Source organism: Streptomyces sp. AC558_RSS880 (genome assembly GCF_019049255.1).
Lineage (GTDB): Bacteria > Actinomycetota > Actinomycetes > Streptomycetales > Streptomycetaceae > Streptomyces.
In genome coordinates this window covers 63,654-83,554 of the sequence record NZ_JAGMUJ010000030.1, presented here as the reverse complement: position 1 = coordinate 83,554, position 19,901 = coordinate 63,654, and the positions used below count along the sequence as shown (strand labels likewise).

Annotated in this window: 23 protein-coding genes; 20 read left to right on the top strand and 3 right to left on the bottom strand. The window is 66.6% G+C overall.

The window, feature by feature from the left end; all coding sequences use genetic code 11:
• The first annotated feature begins 30 nt into the window (after positions 1–30).
• The 10 genes from KUM38_RS12310 to KUM38_RS12265 all read left to right on the top strand — a co-directional run bounded on the left by KUM38_RS12310 (position 31) and on the right by KUM38_RS12265 (position 12,428).
• Complete coding sequence (locus tag KUM38_RS12310; protein WP_217129370.1) at positions 31–771, top strand: hypothetical protein; 741 nt, start codon at positions 31–33, stop codon at positions 769–771.
• A 107-nt stretch (positions 772–878) separates the two neighbouring features.
• On the top strand, positions 879–1,217 hold the full coding sequence (locus KUM38_RS12305; RefSeq protein WP_217129369.1) for a phage tail assembly protein: 339 nt from the start codon (positions 879–881) through the stop codon (positions 1,215–1,217).
• A 194-nt stretch (positions 1,218–1,411) separates the two neighbouring features.
• On the top strand, positions 1,412–1,597 hold the full coding sequence (locus KUM38_RS41805; protein ID WP_254397061.1) for a hypothetical protein: 186 nt from the start codon (positions 1,412–1,414) through the stop codon (positions 1,595–1,597).
• 4 nt (positions 1,598–1,601) lie between these two features.
• Positions 1,602–6,377, top strand: a complete 4,776-nt coding sequence (locus KUM38_RS12295; protein WP_217129367.1) for a hypothetical protein — start codon at positions 1,602–1,604, stop codon at positions 6,375–6,377.
• Positions 6,374–7,222, top strand: a complete 849-nt coding sequence (locus KUM38_RS12290; RefSeq protein ID WP_308408957.1) for a phage tail domain-containing protein — start codon at positions 6,374–6,376, stop codon at positions 7,220–7,222. The genes KUM38_RS12295 and KUM38_RS12290 overlap by 4 nt, the downstream gene beginning before the upstream one ends.
• Complete coding sequence (locus KUM38_RS12285; protein WP_308408956.1) at positions 7,222–9,684, top strand: siphovirus ReqiPepy6 Gp37-like family protein; 2,463 nt, start codon at positions 7,222–7,224, stop codon at positions 9,682–9,684. Before KUM38_RS12290 ends, KUM38_RS12285 begins: the two co-directional genes overlap by 1 nt.
• Before the next feature lie 12 nt (positions 9,685–9,696).
• Positions 9,697–11,007 carry a tail fiber domain-containing protein gene (locus tag KUM38_RS12280; RefSeq protein ID WP_217129366.1) on the top strand — a complete coding sequence of 437 codons (1,311 nt, stop codon included), beginning with the start codon at positions 9,697–9,699 and terminating at the stop codon, positions 11,005–11,007.
• The gene (locus KUM38_RS12275) at positions 11,004–11,357 is read left to right on the top strand and encodes a DUF2746 domain-containing protein (RefSeq protein WP_217129365.1); all 354 of its coding nucleotides are present in this window, start codon (positions 11,004–11,006) and stop codon (positions 11,355–11,357) included. Before KUM38_RS12280 ends, KUM38_RS12275 begins: the two co-directional genes overlap by 4 nt.
• A gap of 64 nt (positions 11,358–11,421) precedes the next feature.
• Positions 11,422–12,231, top strand: coding sequence for an N-acetylmuramoyl-L-alanine amidase (locus KUM38_RS12270; protein WP_217129364.1), 810 nt, complete (start codon positions 11,422–11,424; stop codon positions 12,229–12,231).
• The gene (locus KUM38_RS12265) at positions 12,228–12,428 is read left to right on the top strand and encodes a hypothetical protein (protein WP_217129363.1); all 201 of its coding nucleotides are present in this window, start codon (positions 12,228–12,230) and stop codon (positions 12,426–12,428) included. Before KUM38_RS12270 ends, KUM38_RS12265 begins: the two co-directional genes overlap by 4 nt.
• Before the next feature lie 55 nt (positions 12,429–12,483).
• On the opposite strand, the gene KUM38_RS12260 is transcribed toward KUM38_RS12265, so the two are convergent.
• From KUM38_RS12260 to KUM38_RS12250, 3 genes are all read right to left on the bottom strand, one after another.
• Positions 12,484–12,816, bottom strand: coding sequence for a hypothetical protein (locus tag KUM38_RS12260; protein WP_217129362.1), 333 nt, complete (start codon positions 12,814–12,816; stop codon positions 12,484–12,486).
• 74 nt (positions 12,817–12,890) lie between these two features.
• Positions 12,891–13,592, bottom strand: coding sequence for a hypothetical protein (locus KUM38_RS12255; RefSeq protein WP_217129361.1), 702 nt, complete (start codon positions 13,590–13,592; stop codon positions 12,891–12,893).
• A gap of 42 nt (positions 13,593–13,634) precedes the next feature.
• Entirely contained in the window at positions 13,635–14,597 is a 963-nt protein-coding gene (locus KUM38_RS12250; protein ID WP_217129360.1) for a helix-turn-helix domain-containing protein, read from the bottom strand.
• Between the two features lie 183 nt (positions 14,598–14,780).
• Between KUM38_RS12250 and KUM38_RS12245 the strand changes: the two genes are divergently transcribed.
• The 10 genes from KUM38_RS12245 to KUM38_RS12205 all read left to right on the top strand — a co-directional run bounded on the left by KUM38_RS12245 (position 14,781) and on the right by KUM38_RS12205 (position 19,794).
• Positions 14,781–15,230, top strand: coding sequence for a hypothetical protein (locus tag KUM38_RS12245; protein WP_217129359.1), 450 nt, complete (start codon positions 14,781–14,783; stop codon positions 15,228–15,230).
• Positions 15,231–15,478: 248 nt separating this feature from the next.
• Positions 15,479–15,904, top strand: coding sequence for a hypothetical protein (locus tag KUM38_RS12240; RefSeq protein WP_217129358.1), 426 nt, complete (start codon positions 15,479–15,481; stop codon positions 15,902–15,904).
• Entirely contained in the window at positions 15,901–16,833 is a 933-nt protein-coding gene (locus tag KUM38_RS12235) for a hypothetical protein (protein WP_217129357.1), read from the top strand. Before KUM38_RS12240 ends, KUM38_RS12235 begins: the two co-directional genes overlap by 4 nt.
• A 45-nt stretch (positions 16,834–16,878) precedes the next feature.
• Complete coding sequence (locus tag KUM38_RS12230; protein WP_217129356.1) at positions 16,879–17,367, top strand: hypothetical protein; 489 nt, start codon at positions 16,879–16,881, stop codon at positions 17,365–17,367.
• A 5-nt stretch (positions 17,368–17,372) separates the two neighbouring features.
• Positions 17,373–17,498 (top strand): hypothetical protein, encoded by a 126-nt coding sequence (locus tag KUM38_RS42885; protein ID WP_302181204.1) that lies wholly within the window; start codon positions 17,373–17,375, stop codon positions 17,496–17,498.
• Positions 17,495–17,932, top strand: coding sequence for a hypothetical protein (locus tag KUM38_RS12225; RefSeq protein WP_217129355.1), 438 nt, complete (start codon positions 17,495–17,497; stop codon positions 17,930–17,932). Before KUM38_RS42885 ends, KUM38_RS12225 begins: the two co-directional genes overlap by 4 nt.
• A gap of 62 nt (positions 17,933–17,994) precedes the next feature.
• Positions 17,995–18,405, top strand: coding sequence for a deaminase (locus tag KUM38_RS12220; protein WP_308408955.1), 411 nt, complete (start codon positions 17,995–17,997; stop codon positions 18,403–18,405).
• Positions 18,389–19,252 (top strand): AAA family ATPase, encoded by an 864-nt coding sequence (locus tag KUM38_RS12215; RefSeq protein WP_308408954.1) that lies wholly within the window; start codon positions 18,389–18,391, stop codon positions 19,250–19,252. Before KUM38_RS12220 ends, KUM38_RS12215 begins: the two co-directional genes overlap by 17 nt.
• Positions 19,253–19,267: 15 nt before the next feature.
• Positions 19,268–19,645, top strand: a complete 378-nt coding sequence (locus KUM38_RS12210) for a hypothetical protein (RefSeq protein WP_217129353.1) — start codon at positions 19,268–19,270, stop codon at positions 19,643–19,645.
• Positions 19,642–19,794, top strand: coding sequence for a hypothetical protein (locus KUM38_RS12205; protein ID WP_217129352.1), 153 nt, complete (start codon positions 19,642–19,644; stop codon positions 19,792–19,794). Before KUM38_RS12210 ends, KUM38_RS12205 begins: the two co-directional genes overlap by 4 nt.
• Positions 19,795–19,901 lie beyond the last annotated feature (107 nt).

Here is a 19,901-nt window from a genome sequence, read left to right as displayed (position 1 = left end):
TTCGTCGTGCGCGAGTAAGGATGCAGCCTCTTGGCGATCAACGATGACGCGACTCTTGTCGTCGGCTCCGGTAACTACCTGACGGCCCCGGTCGGCACCGCCATGCCGGCGGATCTCCTGACGCCCACTTCCCCGTGGCAGAACGTCGGGCACACGTCCCTTGAGGACATCTTCGGCATCACGTCCGAGGGCGGCGAGGCGACCACGATCGGGTCGCTTCAGAACAAGTCCCTGCGCACGAAGTACAGCGCGCGGACCGAGACCATGACCTTCACGCTTCAGCAGTTCGACACGGCCGCGCTGAAGCTCTACTTCGGTGCGAACGCGCCGATCCTGCCGGACGGTTCGGTCGGTGTCCCCACGGACCCGGAGCCGACTCAGGCCGGGTTCCTGGCGGTCTTCGTGGACGGCGAGAACCACTTCGCCTTCTACGCCCCCCGCGCGGAGATCTACCGCGCTGACGACATGGCGATCTCGGACACCGAGTCTCTCGCCGGTCTGCCGCTCGGCGTGAAGCCGATGGCCTACGGCTCGAACGTCTGGACCTACGCCATCACGCCTCTCGGCGGAACCCTGGCGACCGGCGCATCCGCCGGCACCCCCGGCGCCTTCAGTCCGGACGGCGCTGTCGCCCCGGCGAACCTGGCCGGTCTGGCTGGTGTCATCGCCACTCCGACGAGCGCGTGGACCACCGGTCAGCACGTCGTCCTCGGCGACGGCTCGAAGGCGTACTGGAACGGCACTGCCTGGGTGGCTGGCCAGGCCGCCTGATAGCTCCCGGCGCGGGTGTGTTGCGGACCCGCCCGCGCCGGGCTCCCCCCCCTCTCTCTCAGGTCCGCAGCCCTTCCCTGTTCTTCTCACTGGAGGTCCGCAACCCCATGGCTTCTTTCTCCCTCGACGACATCCGCGCCGCCGCTGAGCGCAAGTACGGCTCGACCGACATCACCCTCGGCGAGGACACTGTCCGTCTCCTCAACCCGCTGCGCCTGCCGAAGGCTCGCCGCGACGCGCTCCTGTCCCTTCAGGAGCAGATGAGCGCCGACGACGCCGACCAGGCCGCGCTTCTGTCCGACGCGATTCGCACGATCGCCGAGTCCGAGAAGGCCGCCGAGAAGCTCCTCGAAGCCGTGGGCGGTGACCTCGCGGTCCTCGCCGAGATCTTCGGCCACTACGGCGAGAGCACCCAGGCGGGGGAAGCCTCGGCCTCGCAGGACTGATCGACGAGTACGGAGAGGGCATTTACCCGGACCTGCTTTTCCACTTCGGCATCAACCTCGCCGACGTGATAGCGGGCCGGGGCCCTTCCCCTGCACTCGTCCTTCTCCTCGTACAGAGGCTTCCCGACACCTCCCTTACGGTCGCCCTCGCGTCCGGCGGCCGTGACCATTTCGGCTGGGGTCAGGACCGGCACATGTCGGCCGACCTCTTCGACGCGATCAACCAGAACACCCGCGCAACTGGCCAGTGGGGCAAGGGCAAAGCGCCGAAGATCCCCGCCTATCCGAGGCCGCAGGCAAAGAAGGCCGAAAAGAAGAAGAACAAGGCCGTTAAGCCGCGCTCGGTCGCGGAGATTTACAAGCACTTCCAGCGGAGGTAACTGGGTGTCGGACGCGAACATAGTCGGCCGGATCGCGGTCAAGGTCATGCCGGACACGTCCGGCTTCAAGGAAGACCTGAAGAAGAAGCTCGAAAAGGTCGAGAACGATCTCGCGCTTACGATCCGCACGAAGGCCGACGCAGCCGGCGCCCGCAAGGACGTTCTCGAAATCGTCCGCTCGATCAACGCGGACAACAAGAAGACGGACTCCCGCAAGATCCGCTTCTACACGAAGCTCGACCTCCACGGCATGGCCAGCGAGGTCAAGCGGGCGGCCCGCGAGTACCAGGCCCGTGCGAGTCAGCACAAGATCGTGTTCAACGCGACCGGCCGTCAGCTCGTGCAGGCCGCCCGCCAGGCCAGCCAGGATGCACAGAGCGAGCTGTCGGACCTGCACGTCGGCGTGAACCTCGACTCGCAAGGCTCGGTCATGGCTGCGGTCGCCAAGGTCCGCGCCGCGATCGAGGCCCTCGGCGAGACCGATGTCGAGATCGGCATCAACACCGACGACCTGAACGCGGCCGTCGACATGTTCGAGGAGCGCCTCGACGAGATCCGGCACATCACGCTGCGGGTCGACAAGGACTCGCAGTCCTCCGTGCAGGCCGCCATCAACCAGATCGACCGCGAGCTTTCCGACCTCCGCGCCGTCGAAATCAAGGTCAAGCTCGACCGGGAATCCCTCGAAGCCGAGCGCAAGAAGCTGCAACAGCTCCTCCGCCTGGAGCTGAAGTTCGACCCGCGCTCCACGAATTCCGTGAAGGCCGCTATCGCGCGGATCGACGCGGAACTCGCGAAGTTCAAGGAGATCGACCTCTCGGTCAAGATGGACGAGAAGTCGCTCCAGAAGGCGCGAGCCCGTCTCGAAAAGCATCTGACCCTTGACCTTCAGGTCGACAAGAAGTCGATGTCCTCCGTCGAGGGCGCCCTGAAGCAGATCGAAGACCAGCTCGCCGAACTGGGCCGGGAAGAGATCAAGGTCAAGATGGACAAGCGGTCTCTTCTGACCGCTCAGGCCGACATGAAGGCCATCCTCAACGCCGAGATTCAGGCGAAGGTCACCGCGGATCGCGGAGCCGCGCAGAAGGCGCGCGACGAGATTCAGGCGCAGATGGACGCGATCCGCGTCCGGCCGAAGCTCGACGAGCAGATGGTCGCGCAGACGAAGCGGCAGCTCGAAGCCTCCTTCGAGCAGATGCGGGAGCTGAAGGCGAAGATCACGCCCGAGCTGGACGCGATGGAGAAGCGCAAGGTCGAGCGGGACATCGAAGACCTTCAGGAGAAGATCGACGGCCTCAAGGCGACGATCGAGCCCGAGGTCTCCCGAGGCGGCATCCTCGCGACGATCGCTCACATGGCGGTCCTCTCGCGGGACCGGATCGTCGAGCTGATCCCGCGCGTGAAGGTCTCGGCCGCCGCGACGGCTGTAGCCATGCTGCAAGCCCTCTCGGGCGCCCGCGTCCTGGGCGACATGTTCGAGCGCCTCGGCAACATGATCAAGAACCTCGACCGGTCGGCGCCGATCATCGGCACCCTGGCCACCGCGATAGCGGGCTTGTCGTCCTGGGGTATCGCGGCTGCGAGCAACCTCTTCACGATGTCCGCCTCCCTGGCGCAGATCGGGGCAACCTCCCTCGCCCTGCCGGGAATTCTCGGCGGAATGGCGATCGGCCTTGGCGTCACGGTCGCGGCCCTCAAGGACTTCAACAAGGTTCTGCCCGAGGTCAAGGGCAAGTTCTCTGAGCTTCAGAACTTGATCAGCGAGAACTTCTGGGCCAAGGCCAAGGCGCCGATCCGGGACCTGATCGACAGCCTCTTGCCCGAGCTGACGGCCGGGTTCGGGAAGACCTCCACGCAGCTCGGTTCGTTCTTCGGCGGATTCGCCACCGCCATTCAGTCCACTCTCGCCCCCGCGCTGGGCGGCATGTTCGACGACCTCTCGAAGTCGATCGAGATCGCCACGGGTGGAACTGACACCTGGGCGAACATGATCAAGATCCTGGGCGAGGTCGGCGCGGGCTACCTCCCCCAGCTCGCGCAGTGGTTCGTGAACGTCTCCGAGAAGGCGAACGCCTGGCTCAACAAGAAGGGCGAGTCCGGCCTCCGCGAAGAGATCGACCAGGGCATCCAAGCCCTGAAGGATCTCGGCGGGATCTTGTACGAGGTGGGCGGCATCTTCGCCGGCATCTCCCGCGCAGCCTCCGAGGCTGGCGGGTCCACGCTCGGGATGATCCGCCAGACCCTCGCCGGGGTTCACGAAGCCGTCGACAGCAGTGGCGTACAGGCCAAGCTCGTCGGCCTGTTCACCGCCGCGCATGACGCGATGTCCAACATGGCGTCCACTGGCGGCGCCGAAGTGAAGGCGTTCTTCAGTGAGTTCGCCACACAACTGACGGTCCTCCTGCCGCAGGTCGGCACGATCCTCGGCACGGCGGTCGGCGCCATCGCTGCCGCACTGAACCAGCCCGAGGTGTTCGTCGGCCTCTACAGCCTCTTCGACGGCGTACAGGCCGCAGTGGAAGCCCTCGCCCCCGCGATGGCCCCGCTGGGCCAGGCCCTCGGCGCGGCTCTGTCCCTGGTCGGCTCGTTCCTGACGATGCTCGGCCCGCTGGTCGCGGCCGTCCTGACGCCCCTCTCCGAGGCGTTCACGATGCTCGCCCCGGCGATCGAGCCCCTGATCGGTCTCCTCGGCGAAGCCCTGGGCGGCGTCGTCGCTGCGCTGGCCCCGCTCATCATGACCGTGGTCGAGGCGTGCGTCCCGCTTATCGAGGCGCTGGTCGCAGGACTGTCCCCGATCATTCCTGTGATCGTGGAAGCACTGGCCACGATGTCGGCTGCCCTTCAGCCGATTATCGAGATCCTGATGCAGATTCTCACGGCCGCGATTCTGCCGCTGATTCCAGTGGTGCAGTCGCTCGCCGCCGAATTCCTGCCCAAGATCTCGGAAGCCTTCGCGGCGGTCATGGAGGCTGTTCGGCCTCTCCTTGAAGCCCTCCTTGCGCTCGTCGATTTCCTGATGCCGATTCTGGCGCCAGCGATCGAGTTCATCGCCGGGCTTTTCCTCGACTCGCTCGTCATGGCGATCAAGGGCGTGGCCGATGTCATCACCGGACTGAAGAACATCTTCGTCGGTGTCTGGGACTTCCTCGTCGGCTTCTTCAAGACGGTCATCGGCGTCTTCGTCGGCCTGATCACGGGCGATTGGGGCATGGCCCTAGACGGCCTGAAGCAGATGTGGAGCGGCGTCAAGACGTTCCTCTCTGGCCTCTGGGACACCATCAAGGGCCTCTTCATGGTCTTCCTGAACGTCGGAATTCTCGGCGTCGGCAAGAAGCTCCTGACCGCAATCAAGAGCCTGTGGGACAACTCCTGGAGCGCCGTCAAGACGGCAGCCGTCAACGTCTGGAATGCAACGAAGACCAACTTCGCGAATTTCATGACGGCCCTGAAGAACGCTCCGGGCGCGGCCCTTCAAGCGATCATCAAGTTCTTCGGCGAAACGTGGACGAAGATCAAGTCCGAGGCGGGTACCGCCTGGGAAGCGGTCAAGACGATCTTCTCTCAGAAGGTCAAGGACTGCGTCAACTTCGTCAAGGATCTCCCAGGGAACGTCAAGCAGATCTTCAGCGACGCCAAGTCTCTGCTTGTCGATGCAGGCAAGAAGATCATCACTGGCCTGATCGACGGTCTGAAGTCGATGTTCGGCTCGGTCAAGAGCACCCTCGGCGATCTGACGAGCAAGCTGACCGACTGGAAGGGCCCGGCTCCGAAGGACGCCAAGCTCCTCTATAACGCCGGTCGGCTGATCATTTCGGGTCTGATCAAGGGTCTGGAATCTCAGTACGCCAACGTCAAGAAGTCGCTTAACGAGCTGACTGCGAAGATCCCGAAGAACGCCTCGAAGGGCCTCAAGGACCGGATCAACAAGGACCGGACCCAGCTCCTCAAGCTGGCCGCTCAGTGGGAGGCCGGGGCAAAGAAGCTCAAGGCGGCTCAGGAAAAGCTCGACAAGCTGCGCGAGCAGATGAGCGATTACGCGAAGCAGGTTGCGGATCGGGTCATCGACACGGGCGACGTGACGAAGGTCAAGGACGCCAGTTTCGATGCGATCGCGGGTTCCCTGAAGAACGCGGTAGAGGAAGCCAAGCGGTTCGCGGCTGTGCTCGCGAAGCTCAAGAAGCTCGGACTGAATCAGACCACGTTCGATCAGATCGCTATGGCCGGACCAGAGGCCGGACTCGCCGCAGCCGAGGCCATCGCCAACGCGGGTGTATCCGGCGTGTCCGAGATCAACGACCTGCAAAAGGAGCTGGAGAAGTACGCCAAGAGCGCCGGGTCCACCGCTTCGCACTACATGTACGACGCGGGAATTCAGGCGGCCGAGGGGCTCGTGAAGGGCCTCGAAGCGCAGCAGGACAAGATCGAAGCGCAGATGCTCAAGATCGCCGACGCGATGGTGAAGGCCATCAAGAAGGCGCTCGACATCCACAGCCCTTCGCGACTGTTCCGCAAGCTCGGCTCGTTCGTCGGCAAGGGCTTCGGCCTGGGCGTCGAGGACGAGCGGGGCCGCGTCGAGCGTGCAACAAACGCGCTCGCGTCGAGCGCCACCTCGGGGGCGTCTCGCGAGGTCACGGCCGCTGTCTCTGGCGGCCTCTCGGCGGCTGGCTCGGGCCAGGCCGTGACGAAGGTTCTCAACTACTACGCAGGTTCCGGAAGCTCCCTCTCGTCCGAGGAGGAGCTGTTCGCGGCTGCCTCGCGGGCAAGGATGGTCGGCTGGTGAAGTTGGAACTGAGTTCGGCCTCGGACAGGCTCAGCCTGGACGGGTTCGAGACGGATGGGCTGGGGTTTCAGGCCCTCGCCGGGGCAACCGGCCTGGGCCTGCCCCAGCTCTCCGTTCAGTGGCTCGAAGGCGCAGGGGACGGCGCCGCCTACCGTGGGCGGCGCGTCCTCCCCCGCGACATCGACATACCCCTCGACATCGTGGGGCGGGACAGGGCGCACCTGTCCGGGCTGGTGACTCGTCTCGCGCGCGTCCTGGCGGACGAGAGCGGTCTCACGCTGACGTACATCGACAGCGGGGGCCTGCGCTGGTCTACCTCGGTCGCATGGATCGGTGGCGGCGAGATGGACGCCGGCACCAGCGCGCGGGACGTGCAGACCGTCATCACGCTGCGGGCGCCGAGCCCGTACTTCCTCGCCGAGTCCCCGCAGACGGTTCCGCTCGGCGGGGCCTCAGCGGGCGCATTCCTGTCGTCCATGTCGTCCATGCCGCTCGCCTCGTCGCAGGCGATCGGCGCCGTGCAGCTCTCCAACGAGGGCGACGTGAACGCCTTCCCTGTATGGGAGGTGACCGGGCCGGGCGACAACTTCAAGGCGATCAGCGCGACCGGCAAAACTCTGCACTGGACGGGGACGCTCACGGCCGGACAGAAGCTGATCGTCGACATGGGGGCGGGCACGGTCAAGGACGGCACCGGAGCGAACCGGTACGCCTCGCTGGCTCCCGCCCCGCACTTCTGGTCGGTCCCGCCGGGCGTCTCGACGGCAACGGCCTCTCTCCTCAACACCACGTCCGCTTCGCGGGTCGTGTGCTCCTGGCGGCCTCGTAAGTGGGTGGTGATCTAGTGCGGCAAGAGGATCTCCTCGTCGAGGTTCGGGACAAGACCCTGACCCGCGTCGGGGCCATCCCCGCGGATCTCCTGACCATGGATGCGGAGGACGTACACAACAACGTCGGTACCTGGAAGCTCCAGATCAACGCCGAGCATCCGCTCGCCGCCGTCCTGTCCACGCCTGGCGCGGGCATCATCGTCACCGGCCCTACGGATGTCCTCTTCTCGGGGCCGGTGACGAAGACGGAGACCGCCGTCACCGCGACCGACCCTCTCGGCACGCTGACCGTCGAGGGCGTGGACGACACGATCATCCTGTCGGACATGCTCGCCTGGCCCGACCCGGCCAACGGCAACGCCGACACTCAAAACTTCGCGTACGACGAGCGGACCGGCCCGGCCGAGACGCTCATGCACACGTACGTCAACGTCAACTGCGGGCCGGGCGCCCCGTCCAACAGGCGCCGGGCCGGGCTCATCATGGGCACGAACAGCGCGCGGGGAACGTCGGTCTCGAAGGCCGCCCGCTTCCAGCAGCTCGGCGAGCTGTGCAAGGAACTGGCCGAGCCTGCCGGGCTCGGCTTCCGAGTGGTGCAGCGCGGCGCGAACCTCGTCTTCGAGACGTACGCCGTGCAGGACCGCACGAAGGAAGCTCGCCTCGGCGTCGTGAACAACACGCTCGCCGGTCAGCGCGTCTCGGTCTCGACGCCGGCAAAAACTCGAGTAATCGTGGGCGGCGACGGGGACGGCTCGAACCGTCTGTTCGTCGGCGTCGACAGCGCGGACTCGCTCGCGGCCGAGGCCGACTGGGGCCGCCGGATCGAGTCGTTCGTCGATGAGCGGTCCTCGACCGACACGGCCGAGCTGACGCAGAAGGGCACGGAAGCCCTCGCCGATGGCGGCACGACCGTCAAGGCGGCGCAGGCCGTACCGATGGAGGACAGCGCGCTCGACTTCGGCGTGGACTGGTTCCTCGGCGACAAGGTGTCCGTGATCGTGGGCGGCTCCGAGATGGCGGCCGTCGTCACGAGCATGGTCCTGAAGGTCGACTCGGACGGCTACCGGCTCGGCGCAGTCCTGGGCGACCCGACCCCGCTCGACGCGGCTGCGGCCGAGGCGAAGGCCGCGAAGGAGCTGGAGTCCCGCGTCTCCTCACTGGAGCGGACGGCGGAGGCAACTCCGGCCGGACCTCGCGAGGTCGCGTCCGGCGCCCTGACGCAGGCCAGCGCCCCCGACGACTGGCCCGAGGGCGCCTCGCTCATGTTCCTCAACTCGACGCAGTCTTCGGCCGGCGGATGGGACTTCGCGGGCAAGGTCGGCTACGTCACGACCAGGCGCTTCGCGAACGGCGACGCGGCGCAGACGTTCACCCGCGTGCACGCCAGCGCGACCCCGCATGAAGAGTGGGTGCGTGGCGGGAACCGCGCCTCGGGCTTCGGCCCCTGGCGGCAGGTCTCTTGGGACAGTCAGCTCACCGCGGCTAACTACACGCAAGCCTCGCTGCCGACCGCCTACCCGCACGGCGACTCTTGGGTGGTGCTGGACACGACGCAGGCGAGCGCGGGCGGCTGGGCCTTCGCCACCGCCGGGTACGGCGTCCTGCGCACGTTCCGCAATCCGGCTGGCACCTACGCTCACCAGCGCTGGAGCCGACTCAGCACGACTGACGGCACTCAGGAGTGGGAGCGCAGCGGGAGCGACGCGGACGGCTGGGGCGCCTGGCGGCAGGTCGGTTTCGACGGCCAGGTCACGGCGGCTTCGATCACCCAGTCGTCCCCGCCTTCCAGTTACCCCGGCGGTCTGTCGACGTGCATCATGACCAACGACGAGTCGATGGGTTGGGACTTCGGCGGCTCGGGCCGGTACTGCCTTCTCCAGACCTACCGCCCGGATGGCGGCAGTTACGCCACGCAACACGCCACACACTTCAACTCCACGAAGGCGCGGGAGTGGGTGCGCGTCGGCTCGAATGCTTACGGCTGGGCGCCCTGGCGACCGCTCGCGTTCGAAGACAGCAGGGCTCGGGGCGTCATCGCCATGCAGACGCTCGCCACCTCGGCGTACGTCGGCGACACGTCGACGCTGATCTACAGCCAGCAGTTCACGGCCGAGGCGGGCCGTTGCTACAAGGTCGTGCTCAGGATCGCGGCCATCGACACGGACGGCACGGGCGACAACTCCACCGTGCGGTACGCCAAACAGGGCGCATACACCACCGTTCGATGGGCGGCCGGATCGACGGTTTCCACTACCGGCACGCTCGTCGGCGACGCCTTCAGCACGACCTTCGATGACGACTCGAACACGGCCACCGGCCTAGACATCAACTGCTACATCAACAACCCCCCGGCCGGTCTGATCACGGTCGGCGTCACGCTCAACTCTCGCCGAGCCGCAGCGACGTACGGCATGGTCCGCTACCTGCCGGGCTCCCTGTCGCAGTTGGTCATTGAGGACGCGGGCGCGGCCATCTAAGGAGTCTCCCTCTTGGCTATCACCTCCTACCCCTTTGACGCACAGGTCGTCACCGAGACGCAGTACAGCCAGATGTTCCGCGAGTTCCAGGACTCGGGTGTCGTCGCCTCGTTCGGCTCGTCCTCGGGCTTCCAGGTCACCGCCGGCACCGGCATGAACCTCAACGTATCGGCGGGCCTGGCCTTCCTGCGGGGCTTCATGGTGCAGTCCACCGCGACCGAGGTCATCGCGATCCCGGCCGCGAGCACGTCCGTCCGCGTCGACCGAGTGATCCTGCGCCTCGACCCGTCCCTGAACAGCATCGTCCTGGCGGTGAAGCAGGGCACCGCAGGCTCGACGACTCCCCCGGCCCTGACCCAGACCGACACGGGCATCTTCGAGCTTGGGCTCGCGTCCATCACGGTCAACGCGAACGTCACCTCGATCACGGCCGGGGACATCATCCGCATCCGCCCGTTCGTGGGACACCGCGTCGGCGTGTGGAACACCAGCACCCGCCCGACTTCTCCGCGCTTCGGGATGCTCGGCTACAACGCCGACACGAGCCGGTGGGAGTTCTGGAACGACACGGCGTGGACGCCGCTCATCTCGAATGTGGACTGGGCCAACCTGTCCGGCAAGCCTGCGACGTTCCCGGCGTCCGTGCACACGCACACGTGGTCACAGATCACCGACGCGCCCACGTCCCTGCCCCCGGCCGCCCACACTCACGACTGGTCGCAGGTCACGAACAAGCCGACGAGTTATGCCCCGAGCGCGCACGGCCACGCCTGGTCGGAGCTGACCGGCGTCCCCGCGACGTTCGCCCCGTCGTCCCACTCTCACACGTGGTCGAGCATCACCTCGAAGCCGACCACGTTTCCGCCTTCGTCCCACTCCCACTCGTCCTACCTGGAGTCCGGGGACACGATCGCCTGGGCCAACGGCACGAAGCGCGTCCACGCCGACTCTGTGTCCGGCTCCGGGACGTACTACGCGGTGTGGGTGCAGGGTGACGGGACCTTCGCTCGCAACACCTCGTCCCGCCGCTTCAAGCAGAACATCAGGGACATCGACATCGACCCCGATGCAGTTCTGTCCCTGCGTCCCCGCATCTACGACCGGCGCCCGAAGGAAGAGGGCGGCGACTACCTGCGGGACGAGTTCGGCCTGATCGCCGAAGAGGTCGCGGAGACGCTTCCCGAGATCGTCACCTACGACGAAGAGGGACGCATCGACGCCCTGCGCTACGACCTTCTTGGGGTCGCTCTCCTGCCCGTCGTGCAGGCGCAGGCCGACCGCATCGAGCGTCTGGAGCGCCTCGTCGAGGAGCTGACCCGATGACTTTTGACCCCTCCGTTCAGGTCGCCATGATCTCTACCGGCGGAGTGGTCACCGCGGCCTTGGTCGGCGTCCTCGTCGAGCTGGTGAGACGGCAGGGGACAGCCCTCAACGAAGTGCGCGAGCACACGCAAGAGGCCCGTGATCAAGTCTCCAACACCCACAGCACGAACCTGCGAGACGACCTGGACCGCGTGATCTCGGGACTCGATCTCGTCCTCGCGGGACAGGCCGAGCACAGCCGGGACATCCGCGAACTGCGCGCCGAGCTGTCCCACGAGCGCGTCGAGCGCCTGGCCGTCTCCGAGCGTCTCGACACCCACATCACTTCCGCTGTCCTGCGAGACAGCTGACCCGATTACGTCCCCTGCGGCCCCGCCTGGTGCGGGGCCTTTGTCATGCCCGGAGGTATGTCCCGTGTCTGTCTCGATCGTCAGCCGTAAGTCCTGGGGCGCGAAGCCCTGGAACGGTGACCCCGCAGATGTCCCGCTCAGTGCGCGCACCGAGTTCTTCGTCCACTATCACGGCGGTGTCCCCGCCCACTCGACCGGCGTTGCTGTCCCGCGCGAGGTCGAGAAGATCCACGTTGGCCAGGGCTGGGCCGGGACTGGCTACAACTTCATGGTTGACCAGAACGGGACCGTCTACGAGGGCCGAGGGTGGGGCCTTCAGGGCGCCCACTGTCCCGATCACAACGTCTCCGGGTTCGGCGTGTACGTGGCCATCGGCGGCGACCAGAAGCCCTCGGACAAGGCGCTCGCCTCGGTGCGTGCGCTGTACGACGAGGCGTGCAAGCGGACCGGCCGGGCCCTGGCCAAGCGGGGACACAAGGACGGCTTCGCGACCGCCTGCCCCGGCGTCCACCTGTACCAGTGGGTGAAGGACGGCATGCCCGCCCCGAAGTCGGCCGAGCCCGAGAAGCCGAAGCCGCCGGCATCGAAGCCCGCTCCGAAGCCTGCCCCGAAGCCCGTCTCGAAGATCGTGGCCCTGTCCCCCAAGGTGAAGCCTGGCGCCCGGCACGCTCAGGTGAAGGAGCTTCAGCAGCTCCTCGTGAAGGCGGGGTACGGCCCGATCGCGGGGGCGTACACCACCCTGTACGGCCCGGAGACTCAGCGCGCCGTCGCCCGCTTCCACGACCGCAACCCGAAGTACCGCAGCGGCCTGCATGACCCGAAGATCGGGCCGCAGGGCTTCATCGCCCTTCAGAAGCAGGCGGGGCGCCGGTGAGCAAGCATCGCAAGCCCGCAGCCGTGTTCCTGTCCGTCCTGCCTGTTCGCTACCGCTCGCGCGTCGGGGCCGTCTTCGCGGCCCTGGGCGTCCTGGTGAGCGTCGCCGCCATCGTCTATGCCGACAAGCCCGAGGTCGCCCTGATCGTTCAGGTGGCGACCTCTCTGGGCCTGGTCGAGCGGCCCGGCGACGAGTAGCACTGCGCCCCCCTGTTGGCCCTCGCGGGCTGGCAGGGGGGCGCTTTTGTGCGTCTCAGGACTGGGCGGCCTTCTTGGCGGCCTCGATCTCTTCGAGGGTTCGGACCGGCGTCTTACCCCGCCTGCGAGAGGTCGTCCTCGCCGGGGCCTTCTTCTCGGCCTTCGCTGCCGGCGCCTTCCTCTGGGCCGGGGGCTTGTCTTCGCTCGGGACGGACTCGGGGGCGCCCTCGGGGGTCAGATCGAAGACGGCGAGCACGGGGGCCGCATCCTCGTTGCACAGGTCGCGAGTTACGGTCTCGTCCCCATCGGGCGTGAGGCTGTAGCGAGTTGCGGGCTTGTCCCTGTCCTTGCAGATGTCACATACGCGCACGGTGATCGTTACGTCCATCTCTCCGCTTCCTCGCCCATGGGGGACTCTCGCTGTTGAGATTGTCCCCCATGGACGGGTGCGGGTTGCAGTTGTCAGGCAGTGGCTTCGTTGAGCCGGGAGAGGTAGCGGCTACCGGTACGGCGGTCGCGCCCCATGGCCTTCGCGAGGTTCGGGCCGTTGACCTCGCGGCCCTGGGCGATCAGGGTCTTCGCGGCCTCCTTGATCTCGTCGAGGCTGGGGGCCGGGCGGCCGGGGCGACGCTTTTCGCGGGCCTTGGCCACCTCGTCGACCGGCGGCTCGGTTCCGTCGAGGGTCGGCTGAACGGGCTCGGCGGGCTGGTCCTGGTGCTCGTCGTGCTCCTGGTCCTCGACGACCACCGCGGATTCCGCCGGCACCGGCTTGGCAGCACGGATGACCATGTGGGCGACGTGCCCGGCAACGATCGCGGGGACGGCGGAGACAGCGGCGACCAGCTCCTTCGACGAGACCATGTATCCGGCCGAGATCCAGTGGGCGACGATCTGACCAGCGAGGGTCATCCCCAGGGCGCCCACGGCGCCAGCGATGGCGCTTCCACGGCCCTTCTCGCCCTTGGCGCGGCTCTCGGTGAACCAGACCGCGACGACGGCGTACACGGACATGCAGACCGGCATACCGGCGGCGACCCACTCGTTCCATCCGGCCGTACGGGCGAGCTGGTACTCGCCAGGGGCCGACATCGCGAGGGCGACGGCGAGCACCAGGCCGCCGACGATGTAGGCGTAGCGGGGCATGCGAGGCAGGGGGGAAGACATGGATGTGCCTTTCAGGTGGCGCGAGTGAAGGAAGACGGGGGGTTACAGGCCGTGGGCCGCGCGGGCGGCGCGGAAGGCGGCGAGGCCCTGGGGCGCGAGGGGGCCGGACACGTCGAGAGCGGGGGCTTCCGGGGTCTCGGCGATCTCGCCCGTCATGCAGTCGATCTCGAAGTACGGGGCGGCGCCGAGGGCGCACTCGGTGCAGATGCCCGTCTCCTGACCGGCGGGCAGCACGTTGCCGCAGCCCTCCGCGCAGTCGGCGTACTGCTTCCACTGCCGCTTGCGCTCGGGGCGCTTGCGGTCGAGACGGTCAGCGATCAGGCGCGCGGCGCTGTAGACCTTCGCGGGAAGGCCCTGGGTCACGGCGTCGGTGATCTCGGTGATGGTGGCGCCACGGTCGAGCCAGTCGGCGACGGACGGGGCGAGCTTGGCGACCTGCCGGTCAGAGAGCTTCAGGCGGGTGTCGATCGCAGCGAAGCGCCGCAGGATGCGGGCGGCCTCGGTCTCCTGCTTGCCGTTCCTCTTGTCGCCCTCTCCCTCCCTGTCGGCCTCGGGCGCGGACGGCGCGGGCTCGTCCTCGGCAGGAGGGAAGGGAGGGTTCTTTTCCCCGTACTTAGAAGAGTCCTTTTCCCCGTTAGGGGACGTGCCCGTGTTCCGGGTGGCCGCAGGGCTGGTGACCGGACGGGTGGGAACCGGGACAGAGGCCAGGTTCGGCAGCTCGTACACGTCCACGGTCGAGACGATCTGGTTCGACTCGTCGTCGCGGACCGTCTTCGTCACCCAGTACCCGAACTCGCGCAGCTCCTTGACGGCATTGGCCACCGCGGATCGACCCTGCGGGTAGTTGTCGGAAAGGGTGCGGACGTTCTCCTTAACCCCGCTGGGCAGGGACAGGACGAGAGCGAGGATGCCGCGCGCCGTGTGAGAGATGCGCGGGTCCTGGATCGCCTTATTGGCGATGATCACGAAGTCCCGCTCATGCGTCGGGATACGATGGATCTGCATTGGGAGCTACCACTCTCAGTGCCGGACCCCGGAGCGTTGGCGCGCTGCCGGGGTCACCTGTTTACGTTTGGTGTGCGGTCACAGCTTGACATGATCATCGGCAGTGGGTCAACCTTTACGCACTACACAAGAGGTTGTACGCCCATGCCCGACTGAGACCACCGCCACAAAGCAGGGGGAAACATGCCACCGAGGAAGATCCAGGACGAGCAAGAAGTCGTCAGATGGTTCGAAGAGGGCAAGACCTACGAGTGGATGCAGCAGACCTACAGGGAGAAGTACGGGATCGAGACCACGATCCCGATGTGGGCTGCGTTCCGCCGGCGGAAGGGGCTTGACCGGCGGAATCTCCGCGCTGACGACCTGCTCCCCTGGAAGGTGAAGGCCGAGCACAGGCACCTCTATCCAGCGATCATGCTTCGCTTCGAGGCTCGATCTCGGGCAGGCCGCGAGTTGAACGACCGCGACTCGCGACGCCTGGCGAACTGGAAGCAGATGCTCGAAGAGGACAAGCTCGTCGTGCACTACGACGAGGAGACGGAGGACGGGTTCTTCTACATCCCGCGCGAGGACAGCGACACCGATCTCATTCGCAAACCGAAGCTCGCGACCGGCAACCAGGCGCGTGACTGAAGTCTGCCACTGTTCGAATCCTGTTCGAATCAACCCCTCGTCTGAGCTGACGAGGGGTTTTCTCATCCTCAAGTCGGACGGGGCCCTGATCTTGGCCGGATATCGTTTACCTTCCGTTCACCTGACATGCACATCTGCATCATGTCCAGTGGGTGAACCGGCGGGCACCGTCAGTTGACAGGTGCGAAGGGGGCCACGTACAAAGGTTCCAGCAAGGTTCAATGTTTACACGCAGGGGGGCCACGGCCATGCCGTTCACTGGGGTTTTGCGCACTGAAGGCGCAGAGAAGTCGCCCATTTACGGCACGAAGTGCCTCTTCGTTCGCGACAAAGAAGACGTGCCGCACGAAGACTCCCTGCCGGACTTCTACGCGCTCGGCGAGGACTGCCCCGTTCGGTGCGTGTTGGCGCGTAGCAAGATGACCCTACCGGCCGGTATGGAACTGGTCGGAGACTCCTCCGAATGGGACCGCGCCCTGATCGTCCAACCCGGCACCTCGGCCTCGGACATGCGTAAGGCCCTCGCCGTGGTCCGGCTCCTCGGCCTTGAGCCGCTGGGCGAGGACGAAGACGAGCCCGAGCTTCTCGAAGACGGATCGGTCCGCCTGTGGCTGGTCCCCGTCAATCCTGACGACCCGTTCGAATCCACTGAAGACATGGAGGCCACCGCTTGAAGATCGTCGACCTGACGCCCGCGCCGACCATCCCCCGCGATGGATGGGACCGCCCCCTCGTCATACCGAAGCAGGGCGGCAAGCCGGTCGCCCTGACCCGCACGACGACGTTCATCGACTGCATCGAAGACAAGAGCGCACTGTCCGACTGGAAGTCGCGCAACACCCTGATCGGGGCCGCCAAGCGCCCTGACCTCCTCGACGTGGTGAGGCAGCTCGACCCGGAGGACCCGGCCGACAAGCGCAGGCTCAACGAACTCGCCGAACAGGCGCAGGACATCGCCGGGGCCAACGTCAAGCGGGAGAAGGGCACCCACCTGCACACGCTGTCCGAGTACGTGGACCGTGGCGAACCACTACCCGCCGGCACATCGGCGAGGGACCAACGCGACATGACCGCGTACCTGATGGAGACGATCGACTTCGAGGTCAGGGCCGTGGAGAAGTTCGTCGCCGTGCCCGAGCTACGCACGGGCGGAACCTTCGACCGCACCCTCGAATACGCCGGGCCCGACCCGGACGGCAACCACATCGAGGGGCTGTTCATCGGCGACCTGAAGACCGGCTCCGTGAAGTACAGCGAGCTGAAGATGGCGATGCAGCTTGCCGTGTACTCGCGCGGCGAGTTCTACGACTACACCCGCTTCCCCGTGGACCGCGCGGACAAGAAGGCGTTCGCGGCCTGGAAGAAGCGTGAGGTGCCGGCGGAGGAAGCCGCGCAGGCGTACACGCCGCTGACCGGGGTGTCGCAGAAGTGGGGCATCATCATCAACCTGCCTGCGGGCTCCGGGGAGTGCACGCTTCATTGGGTCGACCTGGAGATCGGCTGGGCCGCCGCGCGCCTGGCCCTCGATGTCCGTACGACCCGCAGCGTGAAGGGCGCGATGCGCCCGTGGGTGAGGGGCGTCACAAAATCCGATGCTGCATAACGTCGGACATCGTGTTAAGTTTGGACCTAGAGAGAGGGAGTTGAAGTGAAGGCAGATCAGGCGGAACTCGTGGCGTCCTACCCGGACGGCACGATCGGCGTCACCATCAAGTACGGCAAGGGGTATGAGGACACGTGGGCCGTGTTCCGTGGCTCTGTGAGGCAGGTCCGCGAACTGATCTGCGACTACTTCGGGTTCGAGTGTAAAGATGAGACCGGCCTCTCGCTGAGCGACCTCGTTGTGAACGCGACGAACCTCGCTCACGGCAAGGGCAACGTCGCCTCGATCCTCGACGCCCGAGTCATCTCCGACTCTCCCGCGCAGTCCCCGGCGGACGACCCGTGGGCGGCTGCCTCGGCCTCGAAGCCCGAGCAGACCACCGACGACAAGTCCGCCTGGATTCTCGGCGAGATCGAGAAGCAAGGCAGCCTCGACGACCTCAAGAAGGTCTGGGCGGCGAACCAGGCGATGTTCTCCGATCCCGCCGTCATGACTGCCTACAAGGCCCGCGGCCGGGCTCTGAAGAACGGGTAACGCCCGTGCCCGCCGTGATCCTCGCCTTCGTTCTGGTCGCCTCCGCGCTGGGCTCTTTCATCGCCCCGCGCTTCTCGGAGCCGACCCCCTACTACCGCAACGACATCCCCACTGAAGGAGAAACCGAGTGACCCTGAACTTCGTCGAGATCCCGACCGCTGGTGGCGGCTGGTTCAAGCCTTCCGAGGTCAAGGATGCGGTCGCGTTCCTGATCGAGGTCAACTCGTACGAGGCGCAGAGGCCGACCCCGAACGGCCCGAAGGACTCGGCACTGTGTGACGTGACCGTGTTCAAGGACCGCGACAGCCTCGACAAGCTCGCCCCCGAGATCAACAAGGGCACGAGGATCGAACAGACCCTCCTCGCCCGCGACCTGGAGAAGGTCGTCGGCAACGCGACGATCGTCAAGCTGGATCAGGTCCCGCCGAAGCGGCCGGGCGCTCACCCCGCCTGGGTCTGGCGCCCCGTCGCCGACGCGGGGGTCCGACAGAAGGTCATCGAGTACGCGCAGGCTCGCGAGGCCGCCGTGAACGCGGCCGTGGCCGACGCTCCCGACTTCGACTGACACACGCGAGGGCTGGGGGCCGGTCGCCTGGCTGGCCCCCGCCTCGCGGGTCTGGAGGACCCGTGCCCCGTCCCTCCTGGGACTGCTGGGCCATGAGCCTTGCCGAGACCGTAGCCACCCGTGCGGACTGCACGCGGGCTCAGGTCGGCGCCGTGCTCCTGTCCCGAACGAATCGAGTGCTGAGCGTCGGCTACAACGGCCTGCCGGCGGGACTGCCCGGCTGTGCGTCGGCCGCGAACTGCCCACGAGGGCGGCTCACGGTCGAGGAGTGCGCCCGCGATTCGGACTACTCGAACTGTGCGGCCGTCCACGCGGAGGCCAACGCGATTCACCACGCCAACCCGGACGAGCTGAACGGCTCGACCTTGTACGTCACGCGCACGCCGTGTCCGGCCTGCCTGACCCTGATCCGCTCGGCCGGTATCCGCCGCGTCGTCCACAGAGAGGAGCCCCTACGTGCTGACCCCCGCTAGGTCCCTGGCGCTGCATGCCGAGTCCGGCAAGGAGCTGCCGAGGATCGAGGCGTTCGACGCCCTGTACGGCATAGGGTGCCGCCCGCGTCACGGCGAGGTCATCATGATCGCGGGCCGGTCCGGCACTCAGAAGTCGGGCTTCGCCCTGTACTGGGCCGCGATGATGAACTTGCCGACGCTGTACTTCAGCGCGGACATGTCGGCCTTCACCGCGAGTTCGCGCCTGGCGTCGATGGCGACCGGCGACACCACGGAGATGGTTGAAGCCGGGATGGCTGCGGGCGGACGGCACCGCGAGGAGTACCTGTCCGCTCTCGCGGGCTCGAACATCACCTTCGCCTTCGGCTCGCCGATCACCTGGAAGAACATCGACGAGGAATTGGAGGCGTTCATCGAGCTGTGGGACGCCTATCCGCAAGTCTTCGTGTTCGACAACTTGATGGATTTCGACGGGGCCGAGTCCGACTACACCGAGCAGATGGCCGTGATGAGCGGCCTTACCGAACTGGCCCGCGCGACCGGCGCGACCGTCATCGTCCTGCACCACGCGAGCGATAAGAGCTGGGAAGCGAAGTCGGACCCGTGGGCACCGCCGAGCCGCGATCAGGTGAAGGGCGGCCTCTCGGAGAAGCCCGAGCTGTCCCTCTCCGTGGCGCTGGACCCGACCTCGCACGAGTACCGGGTCGCCGTGATCAAACAGCGCATGGGCCCCTGTGACCCAACGGCCAGACGGTACGCGTCGATGCGCTGCCACCCCGAGGTGACGCGGTTCTCGAAGCTCGAACGTGCAGTGCCGGCGGCCACTCCAGCGAAGCCCTGGTCTCCGACCGATGCCCTGATGAAGTAGAAGGCGGTGTAAAGTTTGACCACGATTAACGCACGGAACCGGGCCAACAAGCGCAAGGGTGCCGACTGGGAGATCGAGTTGATGACGGGCCTTCGGTCTGTCGGGGAGGACGCCGAGCGGCTGCGGCTGACCGGCGCGGAGGACGAGGGCGACCTCGCCATCCGTGAGGACGGCGGCCTCTTCACGATCGTCGAGGCGAAGAACGCGAAGTTCGAGCCGGGCCCGTTCCTCGACGAGGCCGAGCGCGAGCGCCTGAACTTCGCCAAGCACCGAGGCATCGACCCGGAACGCGTGGAGTCGATCGTCGTCGTCAAGCGACGCGGGAAGGGCTGGCGCAAGGCGTTCGTCCTGACCACGGTCGAGGCGTACTTCGGCTTGGACGACGCCGAGTGAACGCCATCACCTTCGAAGAGGCCAACGAGTACGAGCGCCTGGTCGACGAGCTGAACCACTTCGACGTGGAGACAGCCGGGGCCGCAGGGCTGGAGTCCCTCGGCTACGACGACCGGAAGGGCTGGTTCGTCGGCAGGCGGGTGCCGTGAGGTTCAGCCGGATCGACAACGACCACCAGGACGACGCCGAGAAGCCGACGCTCGAAGCCGTCTTCGAGCACTACGACATCGACTTCAACTCGCAGCGGGTCACGGGC

Coding starts and splice junctions, on each gene's coding strand:
- KUM38_RS12305 (WP_217129369.1), top strand. CDS start 879: ATGGCTTCTTTCTCCCTCGACGACATCCGCGCCGCCGCTGAGCGCAAG.
- KUM38_RS41805 (WP_254397061.1), top strand. CDS start 1,412: ATGTCGGCCGACCTCTTCGACGCGATCAACCAGAACACCCGCGCAACT.
- KUM38_RS12275 (WP_217129365.1), top strand. CDS start 11,004: ATGACTTTTGACCCCTCCGTTCAGGTCGCCATGATCTCTACCGGCGGA.
- KUM38_RS12260 (WP_217129362.1), bottom strand. CDS start 12,816: ATGGACGTAACGATCACCGTGCGCGTATGTGACATCTGCAAGGACAGG.
- KUM38_RS12255 (WP_217129361.1), bottom strand. CDS start 13,592: ATGTCTTCCCCCCTGCCTCGCATGCCCCGCTACGCCTACATCGTCGGC.
- KUM38_RS12250 (WP_217129360.1), bottom strand. CDS start 14,597: ATGCAGATCCATCGTATCCCGACGCATGAGCGGGACTTCGTGATCATC.
- KUM38_RS12245 (WP_217129359.1), top strand. CDS start 14,781: ATGCCACCGAGGAAGATCCAGGACGAGCAAGAAGTCGTCAGATGGTTC.
- KUM38_RS12240 (WP_217129358.1), top strand. CDS start 15,479: ATGCCGTTCACTGGGGTTTTGCGCACTGAAGGCGCAGAGAAGTCGCCC.